Source organism: Micromonospora sp. NPDC005252, assembly GCF_042872475.1.
Classification (GTDB): Bacteria; Actinomycetota; Actinomycetes; order Mycobacteriales; family Micromonosporaceae; genus Micromonospora.
This window is the reverse complement of the sequence record NZ_JBIAKN010000013.1, coordinates 40,465-61,684: the sequence shown is the minus strand read 5'-3', so window position 1 is coordinate 61,684 and position 21,220 is coordinate 40,465. Positions and strand designations below refer to the sequence as shown.

The 21,220-nt window shown below is 73.3% G+C and carries 22 protein-coding genes and 1 riboswitch; of the genes, 9 read left to right on the top strand and 13 right to left on the bottom strand.

The genetic code is table 11. The annotated features are described in order from the left end of the window. The first annotated feature begins 7 nt into the window (after nucleotides 1-7). Nucleotides 8-286, top strand: coding sequence for a hypothetical protein (locus ACFYPH_RS27000; protein ID WP_387185646.1), 279 nt, complete (start codon nucleotides 8-10; stop codon nucleotides 284-286). On the opposite strand, the gene ACFYPH_RS26995 is transcribed toward ACFYPH_RS27000, so the two are convergent. Next, nucleotides 287-1,141, bottom strand: a complete 855-nt coding sequence (locus ACFYPH_RS26995) for a cytochrome c oxidase assembly protein (protein WP_387185643.1) — start codon at nucleotides 1,139-1,141, stop codon at nucleotides 287-289. Further along, on the bottom strand, nucleotides 1,138-1,629 hold the full coding sequence (locus tag ACFYPH_RS26990; protein ID WP_354855552.1) for a DUF2243 domain-containing protein: 492 nt from the start codon (nucleotides 1,627-1,629) through the stop codon (nucleotides 1,138-1,140). Before ACFYPH_RS26990 ends, ACFYPH_RS26995 begins: the two co-directional genes overlap by 4 nt. A gap of 139 nt (nucleotides 1,630-1,768) precedes the next feature. On the opposite strand from ACFYPH_RS26990, the gene ACFYPH_RS26985 reads away from it, so the two are divergent. From ACFYPH_RS26985 to ACFYPH_RS26975, 3 genes are all read left to right on the top strand, one after another. After that, nucleotides 1,769-3,010 (top strand): DUF2786 domain-containing protein, encoded by a 1,242-nt coding sequence (locus tag ACFYPH_RS26985; protein ID WP_387185640.1) that lies wholly within the window; start codon nucleotides 1,769-1,771, stop codon nucleotides 3,008-3,010. 148 nt (nucleotides 3,011-3,158) lie between these two features. After that, on the top strand, nucleotides 3,159-3,515 hold the full coding sequence (locus ACFYPH_RS26980; RefSeq protein WP_355066679.1) for a YciI family protein: 357 nt from the start codon (nucleotides 3,159-3,161) through the stop codon (nucleotides 3,513-3,515). Continuing rightward, entirely contained in the window at nucleotides 3,512-4,819 is a 1,308-nt protein-coding gene (locus ACFYPH_RS26975) for an RNA polymerase sigma factor (RefSeq protein ID WP_387185637.1), read from the top strand. The genes ACFYPH_RS26980 and ACFYPH_RS26975 overlap by 4 nt, the downstream gene beginning before the upstream one ends. A gap of 36 nt (nucleotides 4,820-4,855) precedes the next feature. Here the strand turns inward: ACFYPH_RS26975 and ACFYPH_RS26970 are convergent, their stop codons facing one another. The 4 genes from ACFYPH_RS26970 to ACFYPH_RS26955 all read right to left on the bottom strand — a co-directional run bounded on the left by ACFYPH_RS26970 (nucleotide 4,856) and on the right by ACFYPH_RS26955 (nucleotide 8,538). After that, on the bottom strand, nucleotides 4,856-5,029 hold the full coding sequence (locus ACFYPH_RS26970; RefSeq protein ID WP_139583988.1) for a CsbD family protein: 174 nt from the start codon (nucleotides 5,027-5,029) through the stop codon (nucleotides 4,856-4,858). 75 nt (nucleotides 5,030-5,104) lie between these two features. After that, on the bottom strand, nucleotides 5,105-7,354 hold the full coding sequence (locus tag ACFYPH_RS26965; protein ID WP_387185633.1) for a heavy metal translocating P-type ATPase: 2,250 nt from the start codon (nucleotides 7,352-7,354) through the stop codon (nucleotides 5,105-5,107). Nucleotides 7,355-7,366: 12 nt separating this feature from the next. Continuing rightward, entirely contained in the window at nucleotides 7,367-8,314 is a 948-nt protein-coding gene (locus ACFYPH_RS26960) for a hypothetical protein (RefSeq protein WP_387185630.1), read from the bottom strand. A gap of 14 nt (nucleotides 8,315-8,328) precedes the next feature. Continuing rightward, on the bottom strand, nucleotides 8,329-8,538 hold the full coding sequence (locus tag ACFYPH_RS26955; RefSeq protein ID WP_387185627.1) for a heavy-metal-associated domain-containing protein: 210 nt from the start codon (nucleotides 8,536-8,538) through the stop codon (nucleotides 8,329-8,331). A 149-nt stretch (nucleotides 8,539-8,687) separates the two neighbouring features. Here ACFYPH_RS26955 and ACFYPH_RS26950 point away from each other — a divergent pair, with 149 nt between their 5' ends. Further along, the gene (locus ACFYPH_RS26950; protein ID WP_030329541.1) at nucleotides 8,688-8,984 is read left to right on the top strand and encodes a metal-sensitive transcriptional regulator; all 297 of its coding nucleotides are present in this window, start codon (nucleotides 8,688-8,690) and stop codon (nucleotides 8,982-8,984) included. A 5-nt stretch (nucleotides 8,985-8,989) separates the two neighbouring features. On the opposite strand, the gene ACFYPH_RS26945 is transcribed toward ACFYPH_RS26950, so the two are convergent. Then, nucleotides 8,990-11,101 (bottom strand): heavy metal translocating P-type ATPase, encoded by a 2,112-nt coding sequence (locus tag ACFYPH_RS26945; protein ID WP_387185624.1) that lies wholly within the window; start codon nucleotides 11,099-11,101, stop codon nucleotides 8,990-8,992. 312 nt (nucleotides 11,102-11,413) lie between these two features. Between ACFYPH_RS26945 and ACFYPH_RS26940 the strand changes: the two genes are divergently transcribed. Then, on the top strand, nucleotides 11,414-12,778 hold the full coding sequence (locus ACFYPH_RS26940) for a YibE/F family protein (protein WP_354855547.1): 1,365 nt from the start codon (nucleotides 11,414-11,416) through the stop codon (nucleotides 12,776-12,778). Between the two features lie 166 nt (nucleotides 12,779-12,944). Continuing rightward, nucleotides 12,945-13,075, top strand: a riboswitch (cyclic di-AMP (ydaO/yuaA leader). Nucleotides 13,076-13,079: 4 nt separating this feature from the next. Further along, nucleotides 13,080-14,099 (top strand): hypothetical protein, encoded by a 1,020-nt coding sequence (locus ACFYPH_RS26935; RefSeq protein ID WP_354855546.1) that lies wholly within the window; start codon nucleotides 13,080-13,082, stop codon nucleotides 14,097-14,099. Between the two features lie 88 nt (nucleotides 14,100-14,187). On the opposite strand, the gene ACFYPH_RS26930 is transcribed toward ACFYPH_RS26935, so the two are convergent. Beyond that, nucleotides 14,188-14,916, bottom strand: coding sequence for a carbonic anhydrase (locus tag ACFYPH_RS26930; protein WP_354855545.1), 729 nt, complete (start codon nucleotides 14,914-14,916; stop codon nucleotides 14,188-14,190). A 248-nt stretch (nucleotides 14,917-15,164) separates the two neighbouring features. Here ACFYPH_RS26930 and ACFYPH_RS26925 point away from each other — a divergent pair, with 248 nt between their 5' ends. Then, nucleotides 15,165-15,494 (top strand): MarR family winged helix-turn-helix transcriptional regulator, encoded by a 330-nt coding sequence (locus ACFYPH_RS26925; RefSeq protein WP_355066655.1) that lies wholly within the window; start codon nucleotides 15,165-15,167, stop codon nucleotides 15,492-15,494. A 199-nt stretch (nucleotides 15,495-15,693) separates the two neighbouring features. After that, the gene (gene mycP, locus ACFYPH_RS26920) at nucleotides 15,694-16,929 is read left to right on the top strand and encodes a type VII secretion-associated serine protease mycosin (RefSeq protein WP_355066656.1); all 1,236 of its coding nucleotides are present in this window, start codon (nucleotides 15,694-15,696) and stop codon (nucleotides 16,927-16,929) included. A 90-nt stretch (nucleotides 16,930-17,019) separates the two neighbouring features. On the opposite strand, the gene ACFYPH_RS26915 is transcribed toward mycP, so the two are convergent. From ACFYPH_RS26915 to ACFYPH_RS26895, 5 genes are all read right to left on the bottom strand, one after another. Beyond that, nucleotides 17,020-18,360: a WXG100 family type VII secretion target gene (locus ACFYPH_RS26915; protein ID WP_355066657.1), complete on the bottom strand. Its 1,341-nt coding sequence runs from the start codon at nucleotides 18,358-18,360 to the stop codon at nucleotides 17,020-17,022. Between the two features lie 18 nt (nucleotides 18,361-18,378). After that, nucleotides 18,379-18,942, bottom strand: a complete 564-nt coding sequence (locus tag ACFYPH_RS26910) for a hypothetical protein (protein ID WP_354855541.1) — start codon at nucleotides 18,940-18,942, stop codon at nucleotides 18,379-18,381. 37 nt (nucleotides 18,943-18,979) lie between these two features. Then, a complete protein-coding gene (locus tag ACFYPH_RS26905) occupies nucleotides 18,980-20,401 on the bottom strand; it encodes a S8 family serine peptidase (protein ID WP_354855540.1) in 1,422 nt (473 codons plus the stop codon). A gap of 117 nt (nucleotides 20,402-20,518) precedes the next feature. Next, nucleotides 20,519-20,797 (bottom strand): WXG100 family type VII secretion target, encoded by a 279-nt coding sequence (locus ACFYPH_RS26900; RefSeq protein WP_354855539.1) that lies wholly within the window; start codon nucleotides 20,795-20,797, stop codon nucleotides 20,519-20,521. A gap of 25 nt (nucleotides 20,798-20,822) precedes the next feature. Beyond that, the gene (locus tag ACFYPH_RS26895) at nucleotides 20,823-21,131 is read right to left on the bottom strand and encodes a WXG100 family type VII secretion target (protein ID WP_354855538.1); all 309 of its coding nucleotides are present in this window, start codon (nucleotides 21,129-21,131) and stop codon (nucleotides 20,823-20,825) included. Nucleotides 21,132-21,220 lie beyond the last annotated feature (89 nt).

Here is a 21,220-nt window from a genome sequence, read left to right as displayed (position 1 = left end):
GACGAGCATGGGTACGGACAGTTGGAAGGGCCACGTCAACGGGATCCTCTACGGGGTCCAGTTCGACAGGTCGCTCGACGATTCGGTGGTGATCCGGGTCGCCGACGGGGTGGCCGCCGGGCTCTACCCGGGTGGCCGGGCCGAGACGCGGGACGCGCTGGAGCAGGCGCTGCTCTACTCGGGCCCGCTGAACGACCAGGCCGAGACGCACCACAGCGAGGACGACATCCGCGCGTTCTTCCGGCGGCTCTCCGCCGCCCTGGCGACCCCGCCCGCACAGAGTTGATCAAGAGGTTCGCGTCACGGCATCGCGGTGTCGTGACGCGAAACTCCTGTTCACCAGGGGTGGGCGGGAGCGGTGGTACCAGGTTGCGAAGAGTGCCACCGCCAGCAGCAGCTCCGCGACGTCGCCGCCGTAATACATGAGGTGGGCGGCCGATCCGAACGCCGCGGCGTCCGGGTCGGTCAGCCCCGGGGGCAGGGTGCCGGCCTGCGCGTAGAGGTACTTGGCGAGCGCGGCGTGGCCAGCCGACGCGCCGAGCAGCGCGCCGACCCGCACGGCCAGCCCGGGGCGGCGGGGCGCGGGGTCCGGCCCGGCCAGCGACCAGGCGAACAGGTAGCCCGCGCCCAGGTAGTGCAGGTGTACGCCGTGGTGCAGGGCTGGCTGGCGTTCCGCCGTCGCGTACAGCGGGGTGAGCAGCACCAGCGCCAGCCCACCCGTGCTCAGCAGCGCGGCGGTGACCGGGTGGGCGATCAGGTGCAGCGCGCGGGCGCGCAGCAGCCGGCCCACCCGCCGACGCGTCGAGGTGGGCGCGACGTGCAGCAGCAGCGTCACCGGGGCGCCGAGGACCAGCCCGAGCGGTGCCAACATGCCGAGCAGCAGGTGCTGCGCCATGTGCCCGCGCGGGTCGTCCGAGAGGTGAGCCAGCGGCCCGACCGCGACCGCCAGCACGGTGCAGCCGGCCAGCCAGGCGAGAGTACGCCGATGGTCCCAGCCTCGCGGGTCGCGTACGGCGGCCAGCAGGTAGCCGACGGCCAGCACCGCGACCGGGAGCAGCGGCACCCAGCCCGGCCCGTCCGCCGGGTGGCCCCCGTGCGCCCATGGCACCACCGCCGCCCGGCCCGGGGCGACTGCCGTCACCGGGGGCCGTCATCCGGTCGGCGGGACCGCGTCCGCCAGACCAGCGCCGCGCCGGCCAGCAGCAGGACCGCGCCGCCCACGTTCCACACCACGTCGTACGGCACCAGGTGGACGCCGTAGCGGATCTGGTGCACCCGGAGCACCTTGTGGTCGACCAGCCCGTCGAAGAGCTGGAATCCTCCGGCGCCGAGCAGGAAGCCACCCCAGACCAGCCGGGGTGACAGGGCCAGCCGTCGGCGCAGATCGGCGAACCAGAAGAACCCACCGACCAGGGCGATCACCTCAGCGGCGTGCAGCAGCCCGTCCGAGAGCAGCGCCACCGACGGGGTGGACCGGTCGTAGAAGTGGTGCCAGGCCAGCAACTGGTGAAAGACGATCTCGTCCACGGCGGCCATGATCGCGACCCCGATCAGGACGCCCGCGAGCGTGGACGACCGGCGGTCCGGCGCGGCGACGGGACGCCCCCGCGGCAGGCTCGAACCGACCACCACACACCTCGTCATCCGTCCGGGTCACCGCCGAACTACCCCAAACTGGCCGAGTCATGCCCACCGAAGCCGTGCCGGCATGATCATTGGGTGGGGCGGCCGGATGCCTCGCCGGCAGCGGAGACCGAAGGAGGTGCCTGTGCCGGACGCGGACGAACTCGTCGCCGACGCGCTCGCGGCGGTGCGCGGCACCGACGTACGACAGGCCGAACGGCAGCTGGACCGGCTGATGGTCGGCACCGGCGCGGCGGACGGCGCCACGGCGGTGGACGCGGCCCTGCGGCGTCGGCTGGTCCGTGGCCTCGGGCAGCTCTGGCCACGCGGCTGGCAGCCGGTCGACGTGCACCGGATCACCGCGCGGCGGCTCGACGCACGGGCGGCCCGGCTGGTCCGGGACGCGCTGGCCGCCCAGCGACGCGAGCAGGCCGGGCCGGTCCCCGACTGGTGGGACGACCAGCTACGTGCTCTGGCCGCCGAGGGCCGGGACGACGGCGACGACCTGCTGGCCGCCTGGACCGCCGCGGAGGGACTGGACCGGGCCGACGCTCTCCGCGCCGCTGTCGACGTGCTCGCGCTGGTGGAGAGCCTGCCGCCGATCGCGGTGCTACGCCCGCCGCCCGGCTCGACCGGGGCGACGATCCCCCGCACCGCCGGTACGGTCCGCAGCGGATCGCCGATGCTGGACCGGGTACGCGCGCTGCTCGCGAAGGCCGAGTCGACCACCTTCCCGGCCGAGGCGGAGGCGTTGACCGGGAAGGCGCAGGAGCTGATCGCCCGGCACAGCATCGACGAGGCGTTGCTGGCCGCCGGGGCGGAGCCCGGCGATGTGCCGGGCGGGGTCCGGCTGGGCACCGAGACCCCGTACGCGGGGGCGAAGGCGCTGCTGGTGCAGGAGGTGGCGGCGGCGAACCGGTGCGAGGCGGTCTGGTCCGACGACCTCGGTTTCACCACCGTGCTGGGGTGGCCGGCGGATCTCGTGGCGGTGGAGCTGCTCTACACGTCGCTGCTGGTGCAGGCCACCGCCGCGATGCTGCGCGGGCGCACCGAGCGCCGGCCGGGGTCGGGCCGGCGGACGAAGGTGTGGGACGAGTCCTTCCTCAACGCGTTCGCGCTGCGGATCGGTGAGCGACTGCGCGGGGCCACCGAGGCGGCCGACCAGGCGGCTGCCGAGACGGCCGGCCCGGAGCGTCTGCTACCGGTGCTCGCCGCCCGTGGCGAGGCGGTCCAGGAGCGGCTGGGCGCCCTCTTTCCGGGTGTCACCCGACACCGGCTCAGCGTCCGCGACGCCGAGGGCTGGTCGTCCGGCACCTCGGCCGCCGACCGCGCCGCGCTCGACCTCGGCGGCGGCCAGCGGCCTCGACAGGTGCCGGGCCGACCCTGATCCGCACGGCGTGGGACCACCGCCGGGAAGTCTTTCTGCGATTTTCTTCGGTACGCGGTAGGGAACGGGGTCTCGGCTCCGACCCTCCGGTGAGCCGCGCCCCGACCGGGGAGCGGCCAGCCAAGCGAGGAGCATCGCCGTGAAGTACATGCTGCTGATCTGGAACCGGCCCGGCTTCACCGAGGAGCTGACCGAAGCGGACCGTAATGCCCTGTTCGGCGAGGTGGACGAGATCATGAAGGAGCTGACCGAGAGCGGCGAGCTGGTCGACGGCCAGGCGCTGGCCAACCCGTCGCAGACGCAGACGGTCCGGCTCGCCGGCGGTCGCCCGGAGATCGTCGACGGGCCGTTCATGGAGAGCAAGGAGCAGTTCGCGGGCTACCTGACCGTCGACTGCGACAGCCCGCAGCGGGCCGCCGAGATCGCCGCCCGGTGGCCGGACGTGCGCTTCGGCGGGGCGATGGAGGTCCGCCCGATCATGGAGCAGGCCGGGACGGAGATGTGACCGACGACCGGACGGTCGAGGATCTGCTGCGCACGCTCGCGCCGCAGGTCCTCGGCCTGCTGGTCCGCCGACACGGCCAGTTCGACAGGTGCGAGGACGCGGTCCAGGAGGCGTTGCTCGCCGCCGCGACGCAGTGGCCCGCGCAGGGCGTACCGGACAATCCGCGCGCGTGGTTGCTCACCGTGGCCACCCGCCGGCTCACCGACGAGTGGCGCAGCGAGAGCGCCCGCCGGGACCGCGAGGTGGCGGTGGCGCTGCGCGAGCCGGCGTACGCCCAGGTGGCGCCGGCGGCCGACGCGGAGCCGGCGGTGGCGGACGCGGACGACACCCTCACCCTGCTCTTCCTCTGCTGCCATCCGGCGCTGGCGCCCTCGGCGCAGGTGGCGCTGACCCTGCGGGCGGTCGGCGGGCTCAGCACCGCCCAGATCGCCCGGGCGCACCTGCTGCCCGAGGCGACGATGAGCCAGCGGATCCGGCGGGCCAAGCAGCGGATCGAGGCCGCCGGGGCGCGGTTCCTGATGCCCGGGCCGGGTGAGCGCGGCGAGCGGCTGCGGACCGTGCTCCGGGTGCTCTACCTGATCTTCAACGAGGGGTACACCGCGTCCAGCGGACCGGACCTGCGACGGGCCGAACTGACCGGCGAGGCGATCCGACTGGCCCGCGTCCTGCACGGGCTGCTGCCCGACGACGGTGAGGTGACCGGGCTGCTGGCGCTGATGCTGCTCACCGACGCGCACCGGGCGGCCCGGGTCGGCGAGGACGGCGAGTTGGTGCCGCTGACCGAGCAGGACCGCGCCCGGTGGGACGCCGGTGCCATCGCGGAGGGAGTCGCCCTGGTCACCGAGGCGCTGACCTGGTCGCCGCCCGGCCCGTACCAGCTCCAGGCGGCGATCGCGGCGGTGCACGCCGAGGCGCCGACGGCGGCGGAGACGGACTGGCCGCAGATCGTGGCGCTCTACCGGCTGCTGGCCCGGATCGCTCCGAACCCGATGGTCACGCTCAACCAGGCGGTGGCCGTGGCCATGGTGGACGGGCCGCGGGCGGGGCTCGCCCTGCTCACCCCGCTGGACGCCGACGAGCGGATGGCCGGGCACCACCGGCTCGCCGCGGTCCGGGCGCACCTGCTGGAGCTGGCCGGGGAGCCGGGCGCGGCCCGGGAGGCGTACCTGGCGGCCGCGCGCGGCACGACGAGCCTGCCCGAGCAGCGCTACCTGGAGCTGAGAGCCGCCCGGCTGGCGGGCCGGCCGTCACAGGGGGGATCTCAGGGTTCACGGCCCCGGGCACACAGCACGCCGGGCCGGTGAATGATCACCGGCCCGGCGTGCGGGTTACGTCGTACGTCAGCTCTTGAAAGCGTCCTTGATCTTCTCGCCCGCCTGCTTGAGCTTGGCCGTGGACTGGTCTGCGCGCCCCTCGGCCTCGAGCTGCTCGTTGTCGGTGGCCCGACCGGCGCCTTCCTTGAGCTTGCCGGCCGCGTCCTCGCTGGCGTTGTTGATCTTGTCATCGATACCCATGTGCCAACCTCCATTGCGAGCGTCGCTACGACCTCAGCAATACCCCCGCAGTCCACCGCCCAACCATCACCGCCGTCACAATCCGCGATCGGCGGCCGAACGGAACCGGCGCAGGCGCAGGCTGTTGGCCACCACGAAGACCGAGGACAGCGCCATGGTGGCACCGGCGATCATCGGGTTGAGCAGGCCGGCGGCGGCCAGCGGCAGCGCCGCCACGTTGTAGCCGAAGGCCCAGAACAGGTTGCCCCGGATGATGCCGAGCGTGCGCCGGGACAGCCGGATGGCGTCCACCGCCGCATCCAGGTCGCCCCGGACGAGGGTGAGATCGGACGCCTCGATCGCCACGTCGGTGCCGGTGCCCATCGCCAGCCCCAGATCTGCCTGGGCCAACGCCGGCGCGTCGTTCACCCCGTCGCCGACCATCGCCACCGACCGCCCCTGCGCCTGGAGCCGCCGGACGACGTCGACCTTGCCGGCGGGCAGCACCTCGGCGATCACCTCGTCGATGCCCACCTCGGCGGCGACCGCCCCGGCCACGGTGGGGTTGTCCCCGGTCAGCAGGACCGGGGTGAGCCCCAGGGCGCGCAGCCGGGCCACGGCCGTCCGGCTGGTCGGCCGGACCACGTCGGCGACCGCGAGCACGCCCCGCGCCCGTCCGTCCCAGCCGGCGACGATCGCCGTACGCCCGGCGGCCTCCGCGTCACGCACGGCCAGATCGACCTCCGGCGGTACGTCGACACCGCGCTCGCGCAGCAGCCGGAGCCGGCCGACCAGCATGGTCCGACCGTCGACCGTGCCGGTGACGCCCAGCCCTTCGAGGTTGGCGAAGCCGGTAACCGGGGGCAGCGCTCCGGCCTCGGCGGCGCCCGCGGCGACGGCCCGGGCGATCGGGTGCTCGGAGGCGGCCTCCACGGCCCCGGCGAGCCGGAGCAGCTCGGCGCGGTCCTCGCCGCTCGCCGGCACGACGTCCACCAGGGTCATCCGGCCGGTCGTCACGGTTCCGGTCTTGTCCAGCACGACGGTGTCGACGCGACGGGTGGACTCCAGCACCTCCGGTCCCTTGATCAGCACGCCGAGCTGGGCGCCGCGACCGGTGCCGACCAGCAGCGCGGTCGGCGTGGCCAGGCCGAGGGCACACGGGCAGGCGATGATCAGCACGGCCACCGCGGCGGTGAACGCGGTGGTCGGACCGGCTCCGGTGCCGAGCCACCAGCCGAGGGTGCCCACCGCGAGGGTGATGACGATCGGCACGAAGACACCGGAGATCCGGTCGGCCAGCCGCTGCACGGCCGCCTTGCCGCTCTGCGCCTGCTCGACGAGGTCGGCCATCCGGGCGAGCTGGGTGTCCGCGCCGACCCGGGTGGCGGTGACGACCAGCCGGCCGCCCGCGTTGATCGTGGCGCCGACCACGCCGTCGCCCGGGCCGACCTCGACCGGCACCGACTCGCCGGTCAGCATGCTGGCGTCGACGGCGGACGTGCCCTCGTCGACGACCCCGTCGGTGGCGATCTTCTCGCCGGGGCGGACCACGAACCGGTCACCGACGACGAGCCGGTCCACCGGGATCCGGGTCTCCACCCCGTCGCGCAGCACCGCCACGTCCCGGGCGCCGAGTTCGAGAAGGGCGCGCAGGGCCGCCCCGGCGGTCCGCTTGGATCGGGCCTCGAAGTAGCGGCCGGCCAGGATGAACACCGTCACCCCGGCGGCCGCCTCCAGGTAGATGTTGCCGGCGCCGTCGGTGCGGGTGATGTCGAAGCGGAAGGGATGCGTCATCCCGGGCATGCCGGCGTCGCCCAGGAAGAGCGCCCAGAGCGACCAGCCGAACGCGGCCAGGGTGCCCAGCGAGACCAGGGTGTCCATGGTCGCGGCGCCGTGCCGCAGGTTGGTCCACGCGGCCCGGTGGAACGGCAGCCCGCCCCAGACCACCACCGGGGCGGCGAGGGTCAGCGAGAGCCACTGCCAGTAGTCGAACTGCCAGGGCGGCACCATGGCCAGCAGAACCACCGGCACGCTGAGCGCCGCCGACACCCACAGACGGGTACGCGGACCCCGCAGCGGGTCGACCGGCTGTTCGGTCGTCGGCGGTGCCGGCAGGGCAGCCGTGTAGCCGGTCTTCTGCACCGTGTCGATCAGGTCGTCCGGGGTGACGCTGTCGACGTACCGGACGGTGGCCTTCTCGGTGGCGTAGTTGACGGTGGCGCTCACCCCGTCCATCCGGTTCAGCTTCTTCTCGATCCGGGCGGCGCAGGCGGCGCAGGTCATTCCCCCGATGGCCAGCTCGATCCGGTTCGGCGCCTCGGGCAGTGGTCTGCTGGTGGTGGTCATCGTCTGGTCCCGTCAGTTGTGCCCGTGGCCGGGGGTGCCGTGCTCGGTCGGCGCCGGCCCGCTCGGAGTGGGGTCGCCCCCGGTCGTGGCGGTGCCGGCGACGACGGTGAACTCGGCGGTGTGCACCAGCCCGCCGTGCCGGAAGTCGAGGTAGAGCCGGTAGCTGCCGGCCGACGGCACCTCGGCGAGGAAGGTGACCTCCGGACCGGGCCGGGTGCGCCCGTCGCCGGGTGTTCCGTCCGGGTGTACGTGCAGGTACGCGAGATCGCCCCGGCGCAGCGCCACCAGGTGCCCGTACGCGCCCAGGTAGGGCTCCAGGTCGGTGACCGGTCGCCCGTCGCGGCTGACGCTCAGGGTGAGTGACGAGGTGCGGCCGGGCTGCGGCACGCCGGCCAGGGTGACGGTGTAGCCGTCGACCGTGGTGCTGGTGGCCGGGGCGGGCAGCGGCCGTTCGGTCAGCTCACCGGGGACGGTCACGTCCACCCCGAGGGTCAGCGCCTCGCCCCCGGTCGGCGTGAAGTCGGCGAACGCCCGCCACTGCCCCGGGCCGTCCAGCGGGGTGTCGACCCGCCAGGTGCCGTCCGGGGCGAGGTCGGGGTGCACGTGGCGGAAGCCGGACAGGTCCCGCCGGGCGACGATCAGGTGCATCCGCTTGTCGTGTGCCACGTCGTACCCAATCACCGGGCGGCCGTCCGGCCCGCCGATCCGGAAGGCGAACTCACCGGCCGGAGCGGCGACCGGAACGAGCGTGTAGCCACGGTCGGAGACGAGCAGACCGCCGGGAGTCCGGTCGGTCACCTCGTCGTGCGCGGTGGGGCCCGAGCTGTGGGCGACGCCGCCGTCGGGCCGACTCTCGGCGACCGGGGCGGCCGGGTCGACCACCCGGCCGATCCCGTACGCCGCGCCGAAGACCGCCGCGAGACCGAGGGCGAACCCGCCCATTCTGGTCACCGTGTTCATCCCGGGCTTCCCGCTCACGCCTCGACGAGGTCGTAACCGGCCTCGTCGACCGCCGCCCGGACGGACTCCGCGTCCACGGGTTGCTCGCTGGTGACGGTGACCCGGCCGGTGGCGAGATCCACCTGCACGTCGCGCACCCCGGCGATGGCGCCCACCTCGGCGCTGACCGCGCTGACGCAGTGCCCGCAGGTCATGCCCCGCACCTGGAACGTCGCGTCGACCATCGAATCTCTCCCTTCGTCGTCTGCCAGCCTATACCCCCCAGGGGTAAGGCCGAGGCAGACTCGTGACCGGTCATGTACCGGTACCCGGTGGGGGTATTGGACACGAGGGACGTTACCATACCCCCCAGGGGTACGCTATCCTCGTCGCCATGACCGCACCCACGCCGATCCGCGGCTACACCGCCAGCAAGGACCAGCTGCTCGCGCGGCTCCGCCGCGTCGAGGGGCAGGTCCGGGGCATCGAGAAGATGGTCGACGACGACCGTTACTGCATCGACGTCCTCACCCAGATCTCCGCGATCCAGGCCGCGCTCGACAAGGTGGCCCTGGGCCTGCTCGACGGGCACGCCCGGCACTGCATGCACGAGGGGGCGGCCGAGGGCCGGGCCGACGAGATGGCCACCGAGATGATGGCGGCCGTCGGCCGACTCATGAAACGCGGCTGAGCCGGTCAGTCGGGCTCCGCGTCGAGGCGTACCCGGCGGAGCAACTGGGCGTTGAGCGCCACCACGATGGTGGACGCCGACATCAGCACCGCCGCCACCGCCGGGCTCAACGCCACCCCGGCCCAGGCGAGCACCCCGGCCGCCAGGGGCAACGCCACCACGTTGTAGCCGGCGGCCCAGGCCAGGTTCTGCCGCATCTTGCGGTACGACGCCCGGGAGAGCCGGACCACGGCACCGACACCGCGCGGGTCGGACGACGCCAGCACCACCCCGGCGGACTCGATCGCCACGTCGGTCCCCGCCCCGATCGCGATGCCGACGTCGGAGCGGGCCAGCGCCGGCGCGTCGTTCACCCCGTCGCCGACCATCGCCACGGTCAGCCCTCGCCGCTGGAGCTCCGCGACCCGGCTGTCCTTCTCGGCCGGCAGCACCTCGGCGAAGACCTCGTCCACTCCCGACCGGAAGCCGAGATCGGCGGCTACCGACTCGGCCACCGACCGCGCGTCGCCGGTGATCATGGCGATGGTGCGGACGCCTTCGGCACGGAGCTCGGCGACGGCCTGCCGGGCCTCCGGACGCACCTCGTCGGTGAGCGCGAACGCCCCGAGCACGGTGCCCGGCAGCCGCACCAGGTACAGCACCACGGCCCCGCGGGCCGACCATCTGCCGGTCGCCGCCTTCAGGTCGTCCGGGAGCGCTCGGCCCAGATCCCGCAGCAACGCCGGGCCGCCCACCGCGTACTCCGTACCGTCGACGGTGGCCCGCACGCCGCGGCCCGGCAGCGACCGGAAGCCGGTGGCACGCGCCGGGCCGGCGGACCCGGCCGCCGTCACGATCGCCCGAGCCAGCGGATGCTCGCTGTCGGACTCGACGCCGGCGGCGATCCGCAGCGCTTCCTCCCGCTCCAGCCCCTGGGTCGTCACCAGGTCGCTCACCGCGTGCTCACCCCGGGTCAGCGTGCCGGTCTTGTCGAAGAGCACCGCGTCGACGGTCCGCATGCGCTCCAGCGCCAACCGGTCCTTGACCAGGATCCCGCGCCGCGCCGCCAGGGCGGTGGAGAGCGCCACGACCAGCGGGATGGCCAGGCCGAGCGCGTGCGGGCAGGCGATCACCAGGACGGTGACCGTACGGACCACCGCCTGGTCGGGCTCACCGAGCGCGGTCCAGACCGCCAGCGTCACCACGGCTGTGCCGGCGGCCACGTAGAACAGCGCGGCGGCGAACCGGTCGGCCAGCAGTTGGGCCTGCCCACCCGAGCGCTGCGCCTGCGCGACCATGCGCTGAATGCCGGCGAGCGCGGTCTCGTCACCCAGCGCCTCGACCCGGACCCGGATCGCCGAGTCGGTGGCGACCGTGCCGGCCACCACCCGCTCGCCCGTCGACCGGGCCACCGGCCGCGATTCACCGGTGATCATCGACTCGTCCAGTTCGGCGTCGCCATCGACGATCCGGCCGTCCGCCGGCACTCGACCCCCGGGCCGGACAAGCACCACGTCGCCCACCCGCAACGCGCCGACCGGCACCGGCTCGGCCTGCCCGTCCGCCGCCACGCGCTCGGCCTCGTCGGGCAGCAACGCGGCCAACGCCGCCAGCGCCCCCCGGGCCTGCCCGATGGCCTTCATCTCCTGCCAGTGCCCGAGCAGCATGATGGTGACCAGCGCGGCCAACTCCCACCAGAAGTCCAGGTCGAAGGCGCCCAGGCTGGTGGCCAACGACGCCGAGTACGCCACCGTGATCGCCATCGCGACCAGCAGCATCATTCCCGGCGCCCGGTCCCGGATCTCGCGCACCGCACCGACCAGGAACGGCCAGCCACCCCAGAGGAAAATCACCGATCCGAGCACCGGCCCGACCCAGGAGCGGCCCGGAACGTCCCACCGGAGCCCGAGCCCGTCCACCACCAGGTGGCTGGTCAGCACCACCGGCAGGGTGAGCACCAGGCAGACCCAGAACCGGCGGCGGAACATCGCCGGGTCGTGGCCGGCGTGCTTGTCGTGGCCAGCGTGCTTGTCCTGGCCGGCGTGCCTCTCCGGGCCGGCGTGCTGATCGTGGCCGGCCGGCGTCGCGTGCTGGCTCTGGTCGGCGGCCTGCTCAGGGGCGGGCTCGGACGCGGGCATGACTCCAACATGCCGCTCCGGGCGACGCCGCGCGGGCGGTTCGACCATCCGACACTCCGCCACGACCTGCGACACCCGGTCCGGCTGGCTAGCATTTCCGGCGATGGCCTACCGGACCCCACCGCCCAGTCGGGCACCGGCGCCGCCACGGCGCGGCGCCTCCGCCGACCGGCCGGTCCGACGGCTCACCCTGTGTGATCACCGGGTCGCCAGCCGGCAATCCGATGCGCCCGGCACCGCGTTCGACCGGCGGAGGTGAACCGACCGGCCCGTCGGCACGTACCCCGCACCGGATCGTTGGGAGTTCTCGCATTGGGTTCCGACCACAGCCGTACCGCTCCGCCCGTCCCACCCCGGGTCCGGCGGATCCTCGTCGCGACGGTGGTGCCACTCTTCGTGGCCACCGTCGTCGCCGCCGTGGTGCTCTGGCCACGGGACGGGGCGCCGCAGACCGGCGGCGGCACGGACGCGCCGCGCCACCACGGCACGGTCACCCGGGTGGTGACCGAACCCTGCCCACCGTCGGCCAACCCGGCGGGCACGCCGGCCATCGGGCCGTGCGGGACCGTGGACGTACGGATCGAGGACGGGCCGAGCGCCGGCCAGCAGGTGCAGACGCCCGTCCCCGCCGGGCCCGGCGCTCCGCGGATCGAGGTCGGCGACGACGTCGTCCTGGTCGAGCTGACCGACCCGACCGATCCCGCCACCAGCAGCTGGAACATCGCCGAGCATCAGCGCGGAAAGCCGCTGGTATGGCTCGCGGTGGTCTTCGCCGCCGCGATCGTCGCGTTCGGCCGGTGGCGGGGCCTGGCCGCGCTGGCAGGGCTGGCCGCCAGCTTCGCCATCCTGCTCACCTTCGTGTTGCCGGGCATCAGCGCCGGCCGGTCACCGCTGCTGGTGGCGGTGGTCGGCGCAGCCCTGATCATGTTCGTGGTGCTCTACCTGACACACGGGGTGACCGCGCAGACCTCGGTCGCGGTGCTCGGCACCCTGGGCAGCCTGGTGCTCACCGGCGTGCTCGCGACCATCGCCACCGCCGCCACCCACCTGACCGGCTTCGGCAGCGAGGACGCCACCACGCTGTCGATGTTCCAGGCCGATGTCGATCTGCGTGGCCTGCTGCTCGCCGGGATCATCATCGGCTCACTCGGGGTGCTCGACGACGTGACCGTCACCCAGGCCGCCACCGTCACCGAGCTGGCGAACGCCAACCCCGGCCTGAGCCGGCTGCAGCTCTACCGGGCGGCCACCCGGGTCGGCCGGGCGCACATCGCCTCCACGGTCAACACCATCGTCCTGGCGTACGCGGGCGCCTCACTTCCGCTGCTGCTTCTGCTCACCGCCGACACCCGCCCCCTCGGGCAGATCCTGACCAGCGAGTTCCTCGCCCAGGAGATCGTCCGCAGCGCGGTCGCCACGCTCGGCCTGATCGCCGCCGTACCCCTCACCACCGGGCTCGCCGCCGTGGTGACCGCGGCCGGGTCGACGCCGGCGCAGGACGCGGCCGCCGACGTCCTGACGCCGCGCCCCCGTCCGGACCGGACGGAGGCGTTGGCCGCCCTCAGCTCCCCGCCAGCGGGTCGGTCCGACGGGCCCGACCCGGAGCGGAGCGCACCCCCATCCACCGCCACCACCGGGTGGCCAGAGCCGAACAGGAGCACGGATACGGCATGGTGACACTCCTCAGCGTGACCGGATCGGGCCTACGCCCTGAGAACCGCGTCACTGGTCACTCAACGCCATGGCGAAATGACGCTTTTAGTCGGCATCAGGACGTAGCTCAGGCGGTGGACTCTCGGGTAACCTCGCTGCCGGTCACCGACGAAGGCGCGCAGCGGCGCCTGCGGTGCCACCGCCCAATCGCCAACCGGCGAGCCGGGGACCCAGGTACGTGGGGTGAATCCGCGACAGCGGTAGGGGCCACTTCCGCCCCGAACCCGTCAGCTAACCCGGTCGGCGGTCGACGGAAGGGAACATTGTGACGGCACCCCTACGCCGCTGGTTGACACCCGTGGTGGCCGTGCTCGCTGCGCTGACCGTGTTCGCCGGGCCCCTCCCGGCCCACGCCGCCCCGACGACCCCCACACCGTCCGGGCACGAAGAGGAAGACGAACCCAAGCTCCTCAACGACGTCATCGAGCAGACCAACCGGGACTACGTGGCGGCCAAGTCCAAGCTGGACAAGTCCAAGAAGCGGCAGCTTGAGCTGGCGTTGCAGGTCGAGCGGGCGAAGGCCGACCTGGAGGCGCTGGCCCCGCAGGTCGGGCAGATCGCCGCCCAGTCGTACCGGACCGGGCGGATCGGCGCGATCGCGATGCTGCTGGAGAGCGACGCCCCGGACTCGTTCGTCCGACGGGCCGCGGCGCTCGACGAGATGAACATGGTCAACGAGAAGAAGCTCGCCGAGGTCAACACGGTCAAGACCCGCGCCGAGCAGGCCAAGCTGGCCCTCGACGCGGAGGTCCGCGAGCAGCAGAAGCAGACCGCCCTGATGGCGAAGGACAAGCGCGACGCGGACAAGGCGCTCGCGCTGGTCGGCGGTCAGGGTTTCACCGGCGGTCTGGTCGACGCCGTCTCGCCGGTCGCCCGGATCGGCCCGGGTCGCACCGCCGACGGCGACTGGAAGGCCGAGTCATGCAGCGAGGACGACCCCACCACCTCCGGTTGTGTCACGCCGCGCACCCTGCACGCGTACAAGGAGGTCAAGCGGGCCGGGTTCAACCGGTTCGTCGGCTGCCACCGCAACGGTGGCCCGTTCGAGCACCCGAAGGGCCGCGCCTGTGACTGGTCGTTGCAGAAGAGCGGCTTCAGCCCGTGGCACAACAACGACACCCGCATGTACGGCAACAACGTCGCCGCGTTCCTCATCCGCAACGCCGACCGCCTCGGCATCTACTACGTGATCTGGAACCGGCAGATCTGGTTCCCGGCGACCGGCTGGAAGTCGTACAGCGGACCGTCGAACCACACCGACCACGTGCACATGTCGCTGCTCTGACCCGGTGCCAAGAAGTCGAGGGCCGTCCCGCATCAGGCGGGGCGGCCCTCGTCGCGTCAGGCGGCGGAAGTTGCCGGGGCGGTCCGCGTCAGGCGGCGGCGGAAGCTGCCGGGTCGTCCGAGGCGCCGGGCGCGTCGAACGTCGCGGCACCCGCCGGTGCGGGGGTAACCGCGCGCACCACACCGGCGGCGAGCCGGTACGACATGCCCACCACCGCACACCGCCCCTGTGCCACCTCGTCGGCCAGCACGGGCGACTGCCCGAGCAGCGTCTCGACGGTCTGCGCGATGTGGATGTCGACGATGCCGTCGACGTCGTCCACGCCCTCGGCGGTGGCACGTCGCAGGCTGGGCAGCACCGCGTCGACCACCGCGGGCAGGTGTCCCGGCGGCGCGACGCCGGTGGCGGCCGCCTCACGGGCGGCCTGCACCGCACCGCACGAGTCGTGGCCGAGGACCACCACCAGTGGAGTGCCGAGCACCGTCACCGCGTACTCCACGCTGCCCAGCACCTCCGGGCCCGCGGTGTGTCCGGCCGTACGGACCACGAAGAGGTCGCCCAGCCCCCGGTCGAAGATGATCTCAGCCGCCAGGCGGGAGTCGGAGCAGCCCACGATCACCGCGAACGGGTGCTGCCCGTCGGCCACGGCGGCCCGGTGCCCGGCGTCCTGGTTGGGGTGGCGCGGCGCCCCGCTGACGAAGCGCCGGTTGCCCGCGGCCAGCTCGGCGTACGCTCGGGCCGGCTCGGTCGGCGTCGGCGCTCGATCGGCAGCCCGCTGCGGGCCCGGCTGCCCGCCAGGCGTACCGGAACGGCTCATCCCCGCACCTCGTCTCCACGCGTTTGACCTGCTCAAGAGGCTTTTCAGTCGGGCCGGCGGTGGGCGCTGGCTCGGGCTCCACGGTCACACGCACCGCAAGATGCGTCAAGATATGCGTGATTTAGATTTCATACGTTGACCCCCGAACCGGCCCTCCGGCCGTTGGGACCGGGCCCGTCCGTCGGCACCTGGCCCGACCCTCCGGCGGGCACGGAGGTGGGGCGGACAACCGGAGAGGCGGCTCCACCATGACGAGCGCGGCGACGGCCGGAGGCGGCCGGAACTGGACGTTCCTCACCAACCACGGGCATGTGCTGCTGGCCATCGCCCGCGATCCCACCGCGCGACTGCGCGACGTGGCGGCCGAGGTGGGCGTCACCGAACGGGCCGCCCAGGCCATCGTCGCCGACCTGGAGGCCGGTGGTTACCTGCACCGCACCCGGGTGGGGCGTCGCAACGAGTACACCCTGAACCCCGCCGGCCGGTTCCGGCACCCCGCCGAGGCCGACCGCCAGGTCGGCGACCTGCTCGCGCTGTTCGCCGAAGCACCCGCAGAAGATGTCACGTCCCGGCCTTGACCGTCGTCGGTGCACGCCGGCCTGGAGCGGCGACCCGCTACCCGCCCGGACCGGCGTCGCCGCACGCCGGCCTGGAGCGGCGACCCGCTACCCGCCCGGACCGGCGTCGTCGCGCCCGCCGCTGAGCGACGTCATCGTTCCCGCCCGGAACGGCGTCGCCGGGCCGCTGCCCGACGCGGTGCAGCGGTAATCTCTGCGGGTGCGCGAATGCCTGCCGCCGAGCGCGACCGAGCCGTCCCGCCGTGCCGTCCGAGCTGTCCTCAGTGGAACGCTGGCGGCCCTGCTCGGCGCCGCCCTGGTGGTCCCCTCCTCCCCGGCGGTCGCGGCACCGCCCACCTGCGGCCCGGCCGGCGAGGACGGTCTGGTGCAGATGCCGTGGGCGCTGCGAAGGGTGGATCCGGCCTCGGCGTGGCCGCTGTCCCGGGGTGCCGGGGTGACGGTCGCGGTCATCGACTCCGGGGTCTCCGCCATCCACCCGGCCCTGAAGGGTCAGGTGCTCGAGGGCCGCGACTTCAACAACCTGCCGGCCAACCGGGGGCAGTGTGACCTGGCCGGTCACGGCACGATGGTCGCCGGCATCATCGCCGGCAAGGACGGCACCGGGGTGCCGTTCAGCGGTATCGCCCCGGCGGCGCGCATCCTGCCCATCCGGGTCCTGCCGGACGCCAAGGGCACCAACGACGAGGGGCTGCCCGGGCAGATCGCCGCAGCCATCGACTGGGCGGTCGACAACGGCGCCGACGTGATCAACCTGTCCCTGGTGACCCTGCCCCGCCCCGAACTGGCACAGGCCGTCGAACGCGCCCTCGCCAAGCGGGTGGTGCTGGTCGCCGCCGCCGGCAACCGGCAGGAGACCCAGGAGGACAGGCCCGCCTACCCGGCGGCGTACCCCGGGGTGATCGCCGTCGGCGGCGTGGACGAGCAGGGCGGGCACGTGGGCACCTCGGTCAGCGGCACCTTCGTCGACGTCGCCGCGCCGGGACTGAACATCATCGGCCCGGCACCGGGTGGATCCGGCTACCGCGCCGAGCCGACGGGTGGCACCAGCTTCGCGGCCGCGTACGTCTCGGGGGTGGCCGCGCTGGTGCGGGCCGCCTACCCGGATCTCACTCCGGAGCAGGTCGCCGACCGGTTGGAGCGGACGGCGGACAACCCGCCGCAGGGGCGCAACGCCGAGGTCGGCTACGGCGTGGTCAACCCGTACCGGGCGGTGTCGAGCCTGCTGGGCACCCGCACCAACCCGCCGGTCGACGCGCTTGCCGCACCCGCCCCGGCGGCCGACCCGCTGAGCTGGCAGCGCACCGTCGCGATCTGGGCCGCCGCGGTGGGAGCTCTACTCGCCGTACTGCTGCTGATCACGCGACCGATCGTGGCGCGCGGCCGCCGGCGCGGCTGGCGGCCGGGCCGACGTACCGACGAACCGGTCACCGGCTGAGCGGCCGGCACAGCCCTCGGGACGGTTGGTCCGTGGGACACGTCACGGCGCTGCTGCGGTCGACCGCAGCAGCGCCGTGACGCGGAAAGCTCAGCGCAGGATGCCGGAGGTGCCACCGCTGTCGGCGCCCCACACGTCCTCGTCCTCCTCCAACCAGGTGTTGCGGGCGGTGTCCTCCTCGCCGTAGCCGGCACCGCCGCCCGTCCCGGCCACGCCACCGGCGCCGCGAGCACCCGCGCCCCGACCACCGGCCCCCGCCGCGCCACGCCCGGCGCCGCCCCGACCGGCGCCGGCACCGCCGCCACCGGCGACGCCACCCATACCGGGTGCCATGCCGCCGCCCAGCTTGCCGCCCGCGCCGAGTCGGCCACCGGCGCCCCGGCCACCGCCACGACCGGCACCCGCCGCGCCGCCGCCCATCATCGGGCCCATGCCCGGCGAGACCGCCCGGCCGAGCGCGCCGCCGCCCGCGAGGGCACCGGCGCCGCCCAGGCCGCCACCGCCGCTGCCGAGCCCGCTGGACGAGCCCAGGCCACCCGAGCCCAGGCCGCCTCCGAGACCGGAGCCGAGACCGGGCGAACCGCCACCACCCGCACCCGCGAGGCCACTGCTGAACTCGTCGTCCGCACCGCCGACGCCCGGGACGCCACCGGTGCTCGGGTAGGTGCCCGTGCCGGAGTCGTACCCGCCCGAGAGGTCGGGATGGGCACCGGACCCGCTGGGCAGGTTGCCCGTGCCCGGCATGTCGGTGGCGCCGATCGAGGGCGTGGCCCCCAGGCCGCCGGTGGACGGGCCGCCGCCGAGCTTCGGCACGCCACCGCCACCGCCACCACCGCCACCACCGGTGCCCAGATCGGGAATCTCGGTCGTCGGGCTCTGTGTGGTGGGGGGGCCGGCATCGCCCGGAGTGCCGGGCGCGATGGCCTGGTAGTCACCGCTCACCTGCTCGTAGACCCGGGCCGCGTCCTCCGACTGGTCGTTGATCCAGTCGGCGATCGCGGTCACCGGGTCGAACCAGCCCAGGAAGTCCGGCGAGACCTTCGCTTCGAAGAAGCCGACCCCGAGGGTCAGCTTGGCGTTACGCGCCTCCAACACGTCGTTGACGCAGGTCGTTGGGACCGGGAAGTCCCGCTGGGCCGCGGTGAGCTTGTCGGCGGCGGTCTTGAGCGACTGGACGATGCCGGTGCCCTTCTCCGCGTCCGCCACGATCTGCCCGGTGTCCTTGGAGATCTGCTCGATGTGACCCTTGAACGCCTCGTACGCCGGACCCTTCCAGGTCGTACCCAGGTCCTTGATGTTGGTGTCGAGGCTCTGCTTGACGTTGTTGAGATTCTTGATCAGCTGTTCCCAGCCGAGGGCGGCGCTCTCCACGTCACCCGGCCGGCCGTCGATGACGACCTTCTGGCACATCTCTTCCCAGCTCAGGCCCATCTGCCGTCCTCCCCCGTCCTAGCGTCCGTCGCCATTGCCGGCCACGTCGCCGAAGACACGCTGCATGTCGGCGGCGGACATCCTGTTCTGCTCCTCCGCCGTCTCGTAGTTCTGCTTGACCTGGCGCAGCGCCTCCGCCGCGTCGTACAGGCTCTGCGAGAGCTTGCGGACACCGGACTCGGTGCCCTGGTAGAGCCCCTGGTGCTTGGCTGCCAACCGGGCCGCCCAGTCGAACCCCCCGAGCGGGCTCGGCTGGCCGCCCGCCCCACCCGCCACGCCGCTGGCCGCGCCCCCCATCAGGTCCTGGATGTCGACCATGTCGTAGGAGAGCTTGTTCAGGTAGGCGGCGTGGGTCTCCAGCCAGGTGATGGCCGAGTCCAGGCTGGTCGCGTCCCACTCGGTCTTGACGCCTGCCTCACCGGGCGCGGTGACCAGGCCCTTCGGCGTCGCGGCGTGGTCGACGTTGTCCATCTCCAGGCCGGTCAGGGCGAGGCCCGACGTCGGCATCCCGCCCACCGGGATCGGGATGTAGAGGTCGTCGTTCACGTACCGTGCCGGCTGGGTGGTCCTGTCGTCCGTCATCGGTCCCCTCCCCGAAACCCTGACTGGTGGTCTGCGTTCACTGCTGCTGTGGGCCGTTCGGCGGCGGGCCCGAGCCCGGCCAGCCGGGCGCGCCCGGCGCCGGAGCGGTCGGCGCGGGCGGATGACCCGGCGCGGGATGGCCGGGCGGCGGGTATCCCTGCCCGGGCTGGCCCGGTGGCGGACCGTACCCGGGGACGGGCTGCGGCGGCGGGCCGTAGGCCGGTGGCGGCTGGGCGGGCCAGCCGGGTGGCGGCACGCCGGGTGCGCCGGGGTACGGGCCGACGGCGGCCGGCGGTGCGCGCCGCTTGCGGCGTCGCAGCACCACCAGCAGCACGATCAGCCCGATGATCGGCACGCCGAGGCAGAGTCCCACCTGGACGATCGCGCCGGCCTTGTTCGAGACGCCGAACTCGACCGCCGGTCCGTCGTCGTCGTTGCCGGGCCGGGCGGCCCCGCCGGAGCGGGTCGGACCGGCCGCCGCGCCCTCCAACAGCGGGTTCGCCGTCACGGCCGGCACCGATCGGGTCAGGGCGGCTATCGGGTCGACTCGGCCGAAGCCGAACTGCGGGTCCCGGCCGGCCGGACCGGCATCGCGGGCGGTCTCGATCAGACGGCTGATGACGTTGGGCGCATCGAGCTTCGGGTACTTCGAGCGCATCAGCGCCACCACACCGGACATGATGGCGGCCGCCGAACTGGTGCCGCTGGCCAGCGTGTAGCCGTTCGGCGAGACCGCCTTGGGCGCCGGGGCGATGATGCTCTCCATCGGACTCGCGATCACGATCTCCGGGCCCTGCACCGAGCCGGCGAAGAACCCGCCGCGCTTGTCGAACCCGGAGACGGCAATGACGCCCGGGATGTTGGCGGGTGAGGTGACCTGTCGGTCGCCCTGCTCGATGTTGCCCGCCGAGGCGACCACCACGGCGTCCTTGCTCAGCGCGTAGTTGATGGCGTCCACCAGCTCCGGCTGAGCCGTCCCCTCGTCGCCGAGCGAGAGGTTGATGACGTCAGCGCCGTTGTCCGCAGCCCAACGGATTCCCAGGACCACGTCCTGGTTATCGAAATTGGCGCCCATCGAGACCGGGAGAATCTTCGCGGCCGGGGCGATGCCCAACTCGTGCATCTCGCCACCGCCGCGTCCCGCGACGATGCCGGCCATCGAGGTGCCGTGCCCCTTCACCTTGTCGTCGTCACGCCGGCCGTCCGGGGCGGCCGTGGCGTTGGTGCCGTGCCCCGCGAGCACCTGCCCGCGCAGGTCCGGATGACTGGCCTCGACCCCGGTGTCGACGACGGCGACCACGACACCCGCGCCCTTGGTGATCTTGTGCGCGGCAGGGATCTTGAGGTAGTCCAGGTACCACTGAAGGCCACGGACCGTGTCAGCGGCCCGAGCCGGCGCCGGCGCGACTGTCACCGCGGGGGCCAGCGCGGCGCACAGCGCCAGCGCGGCCGCGCCCACGGCCCGTGTCGATCGGAAAGGCTTCCCCGTACGCATCGCTCTCCCGTATCTCACCGACGCCAACACGATGCGGCTCCGGCCCGGTCGAGCCGGACCGGAGCCGCATCGGTGATTGTGTCAGCCCCACACCTTGGAGTTGCTCATCTCGGTGGAGACGTAGTTCTCGCGGGCGATGCCGACGGCACCACCGATCTCGTTCAGGATCCGGTTGATGTCCCGGACCGACGAGTCCCACTTCGCCTGGTGCTGCTCGTAGGCGGTGCGGTCCTCGCCCTCCCACTGCAGCTTGGACAGCATCGACCGCAGCGTGTCCAGCTTCTCGTCGATGGTCTTCGAGATGGCCTGCATCTGCTGGTTGCTGCTCTCGAGGACCGCGTAGTCAACCTTGATCGTCACGACTTCCTCCTCTGCTGGCTACGGATCACGGGTTGAGCGCAGAGTGGAACTTGTCCAGCATCTGCTGCTGCTCCTCGTCGTTGACCTGGTGCGTCGTACCCGACTTGTCGAGCAGGTCCGCGATGTTGTCCATCGCGGTCAGCAGGCCCACCGTGTCCTCGTTCCAGCGAGCCATGAGCGACTGGAACCCCGTGGACGCCTGACCCTTCCACGCCATGGCCAGGTCGTCGACTACGTTCCACAGCTTCTTCAGCTCGCCGTCGACCTCGCTGCGCGTGGACCGCACGTCACTCGCGGCGGTATGCAGAGTCGCAGCTTCGACCTCGAACGCCATGCTTCACACCCTTCCGTCATGTTGTGGCGGCGGCTTTGCCGCGCCCCTCCCCCGCGGCAAGGCAGCAACACCCCACCGACGGACACTCC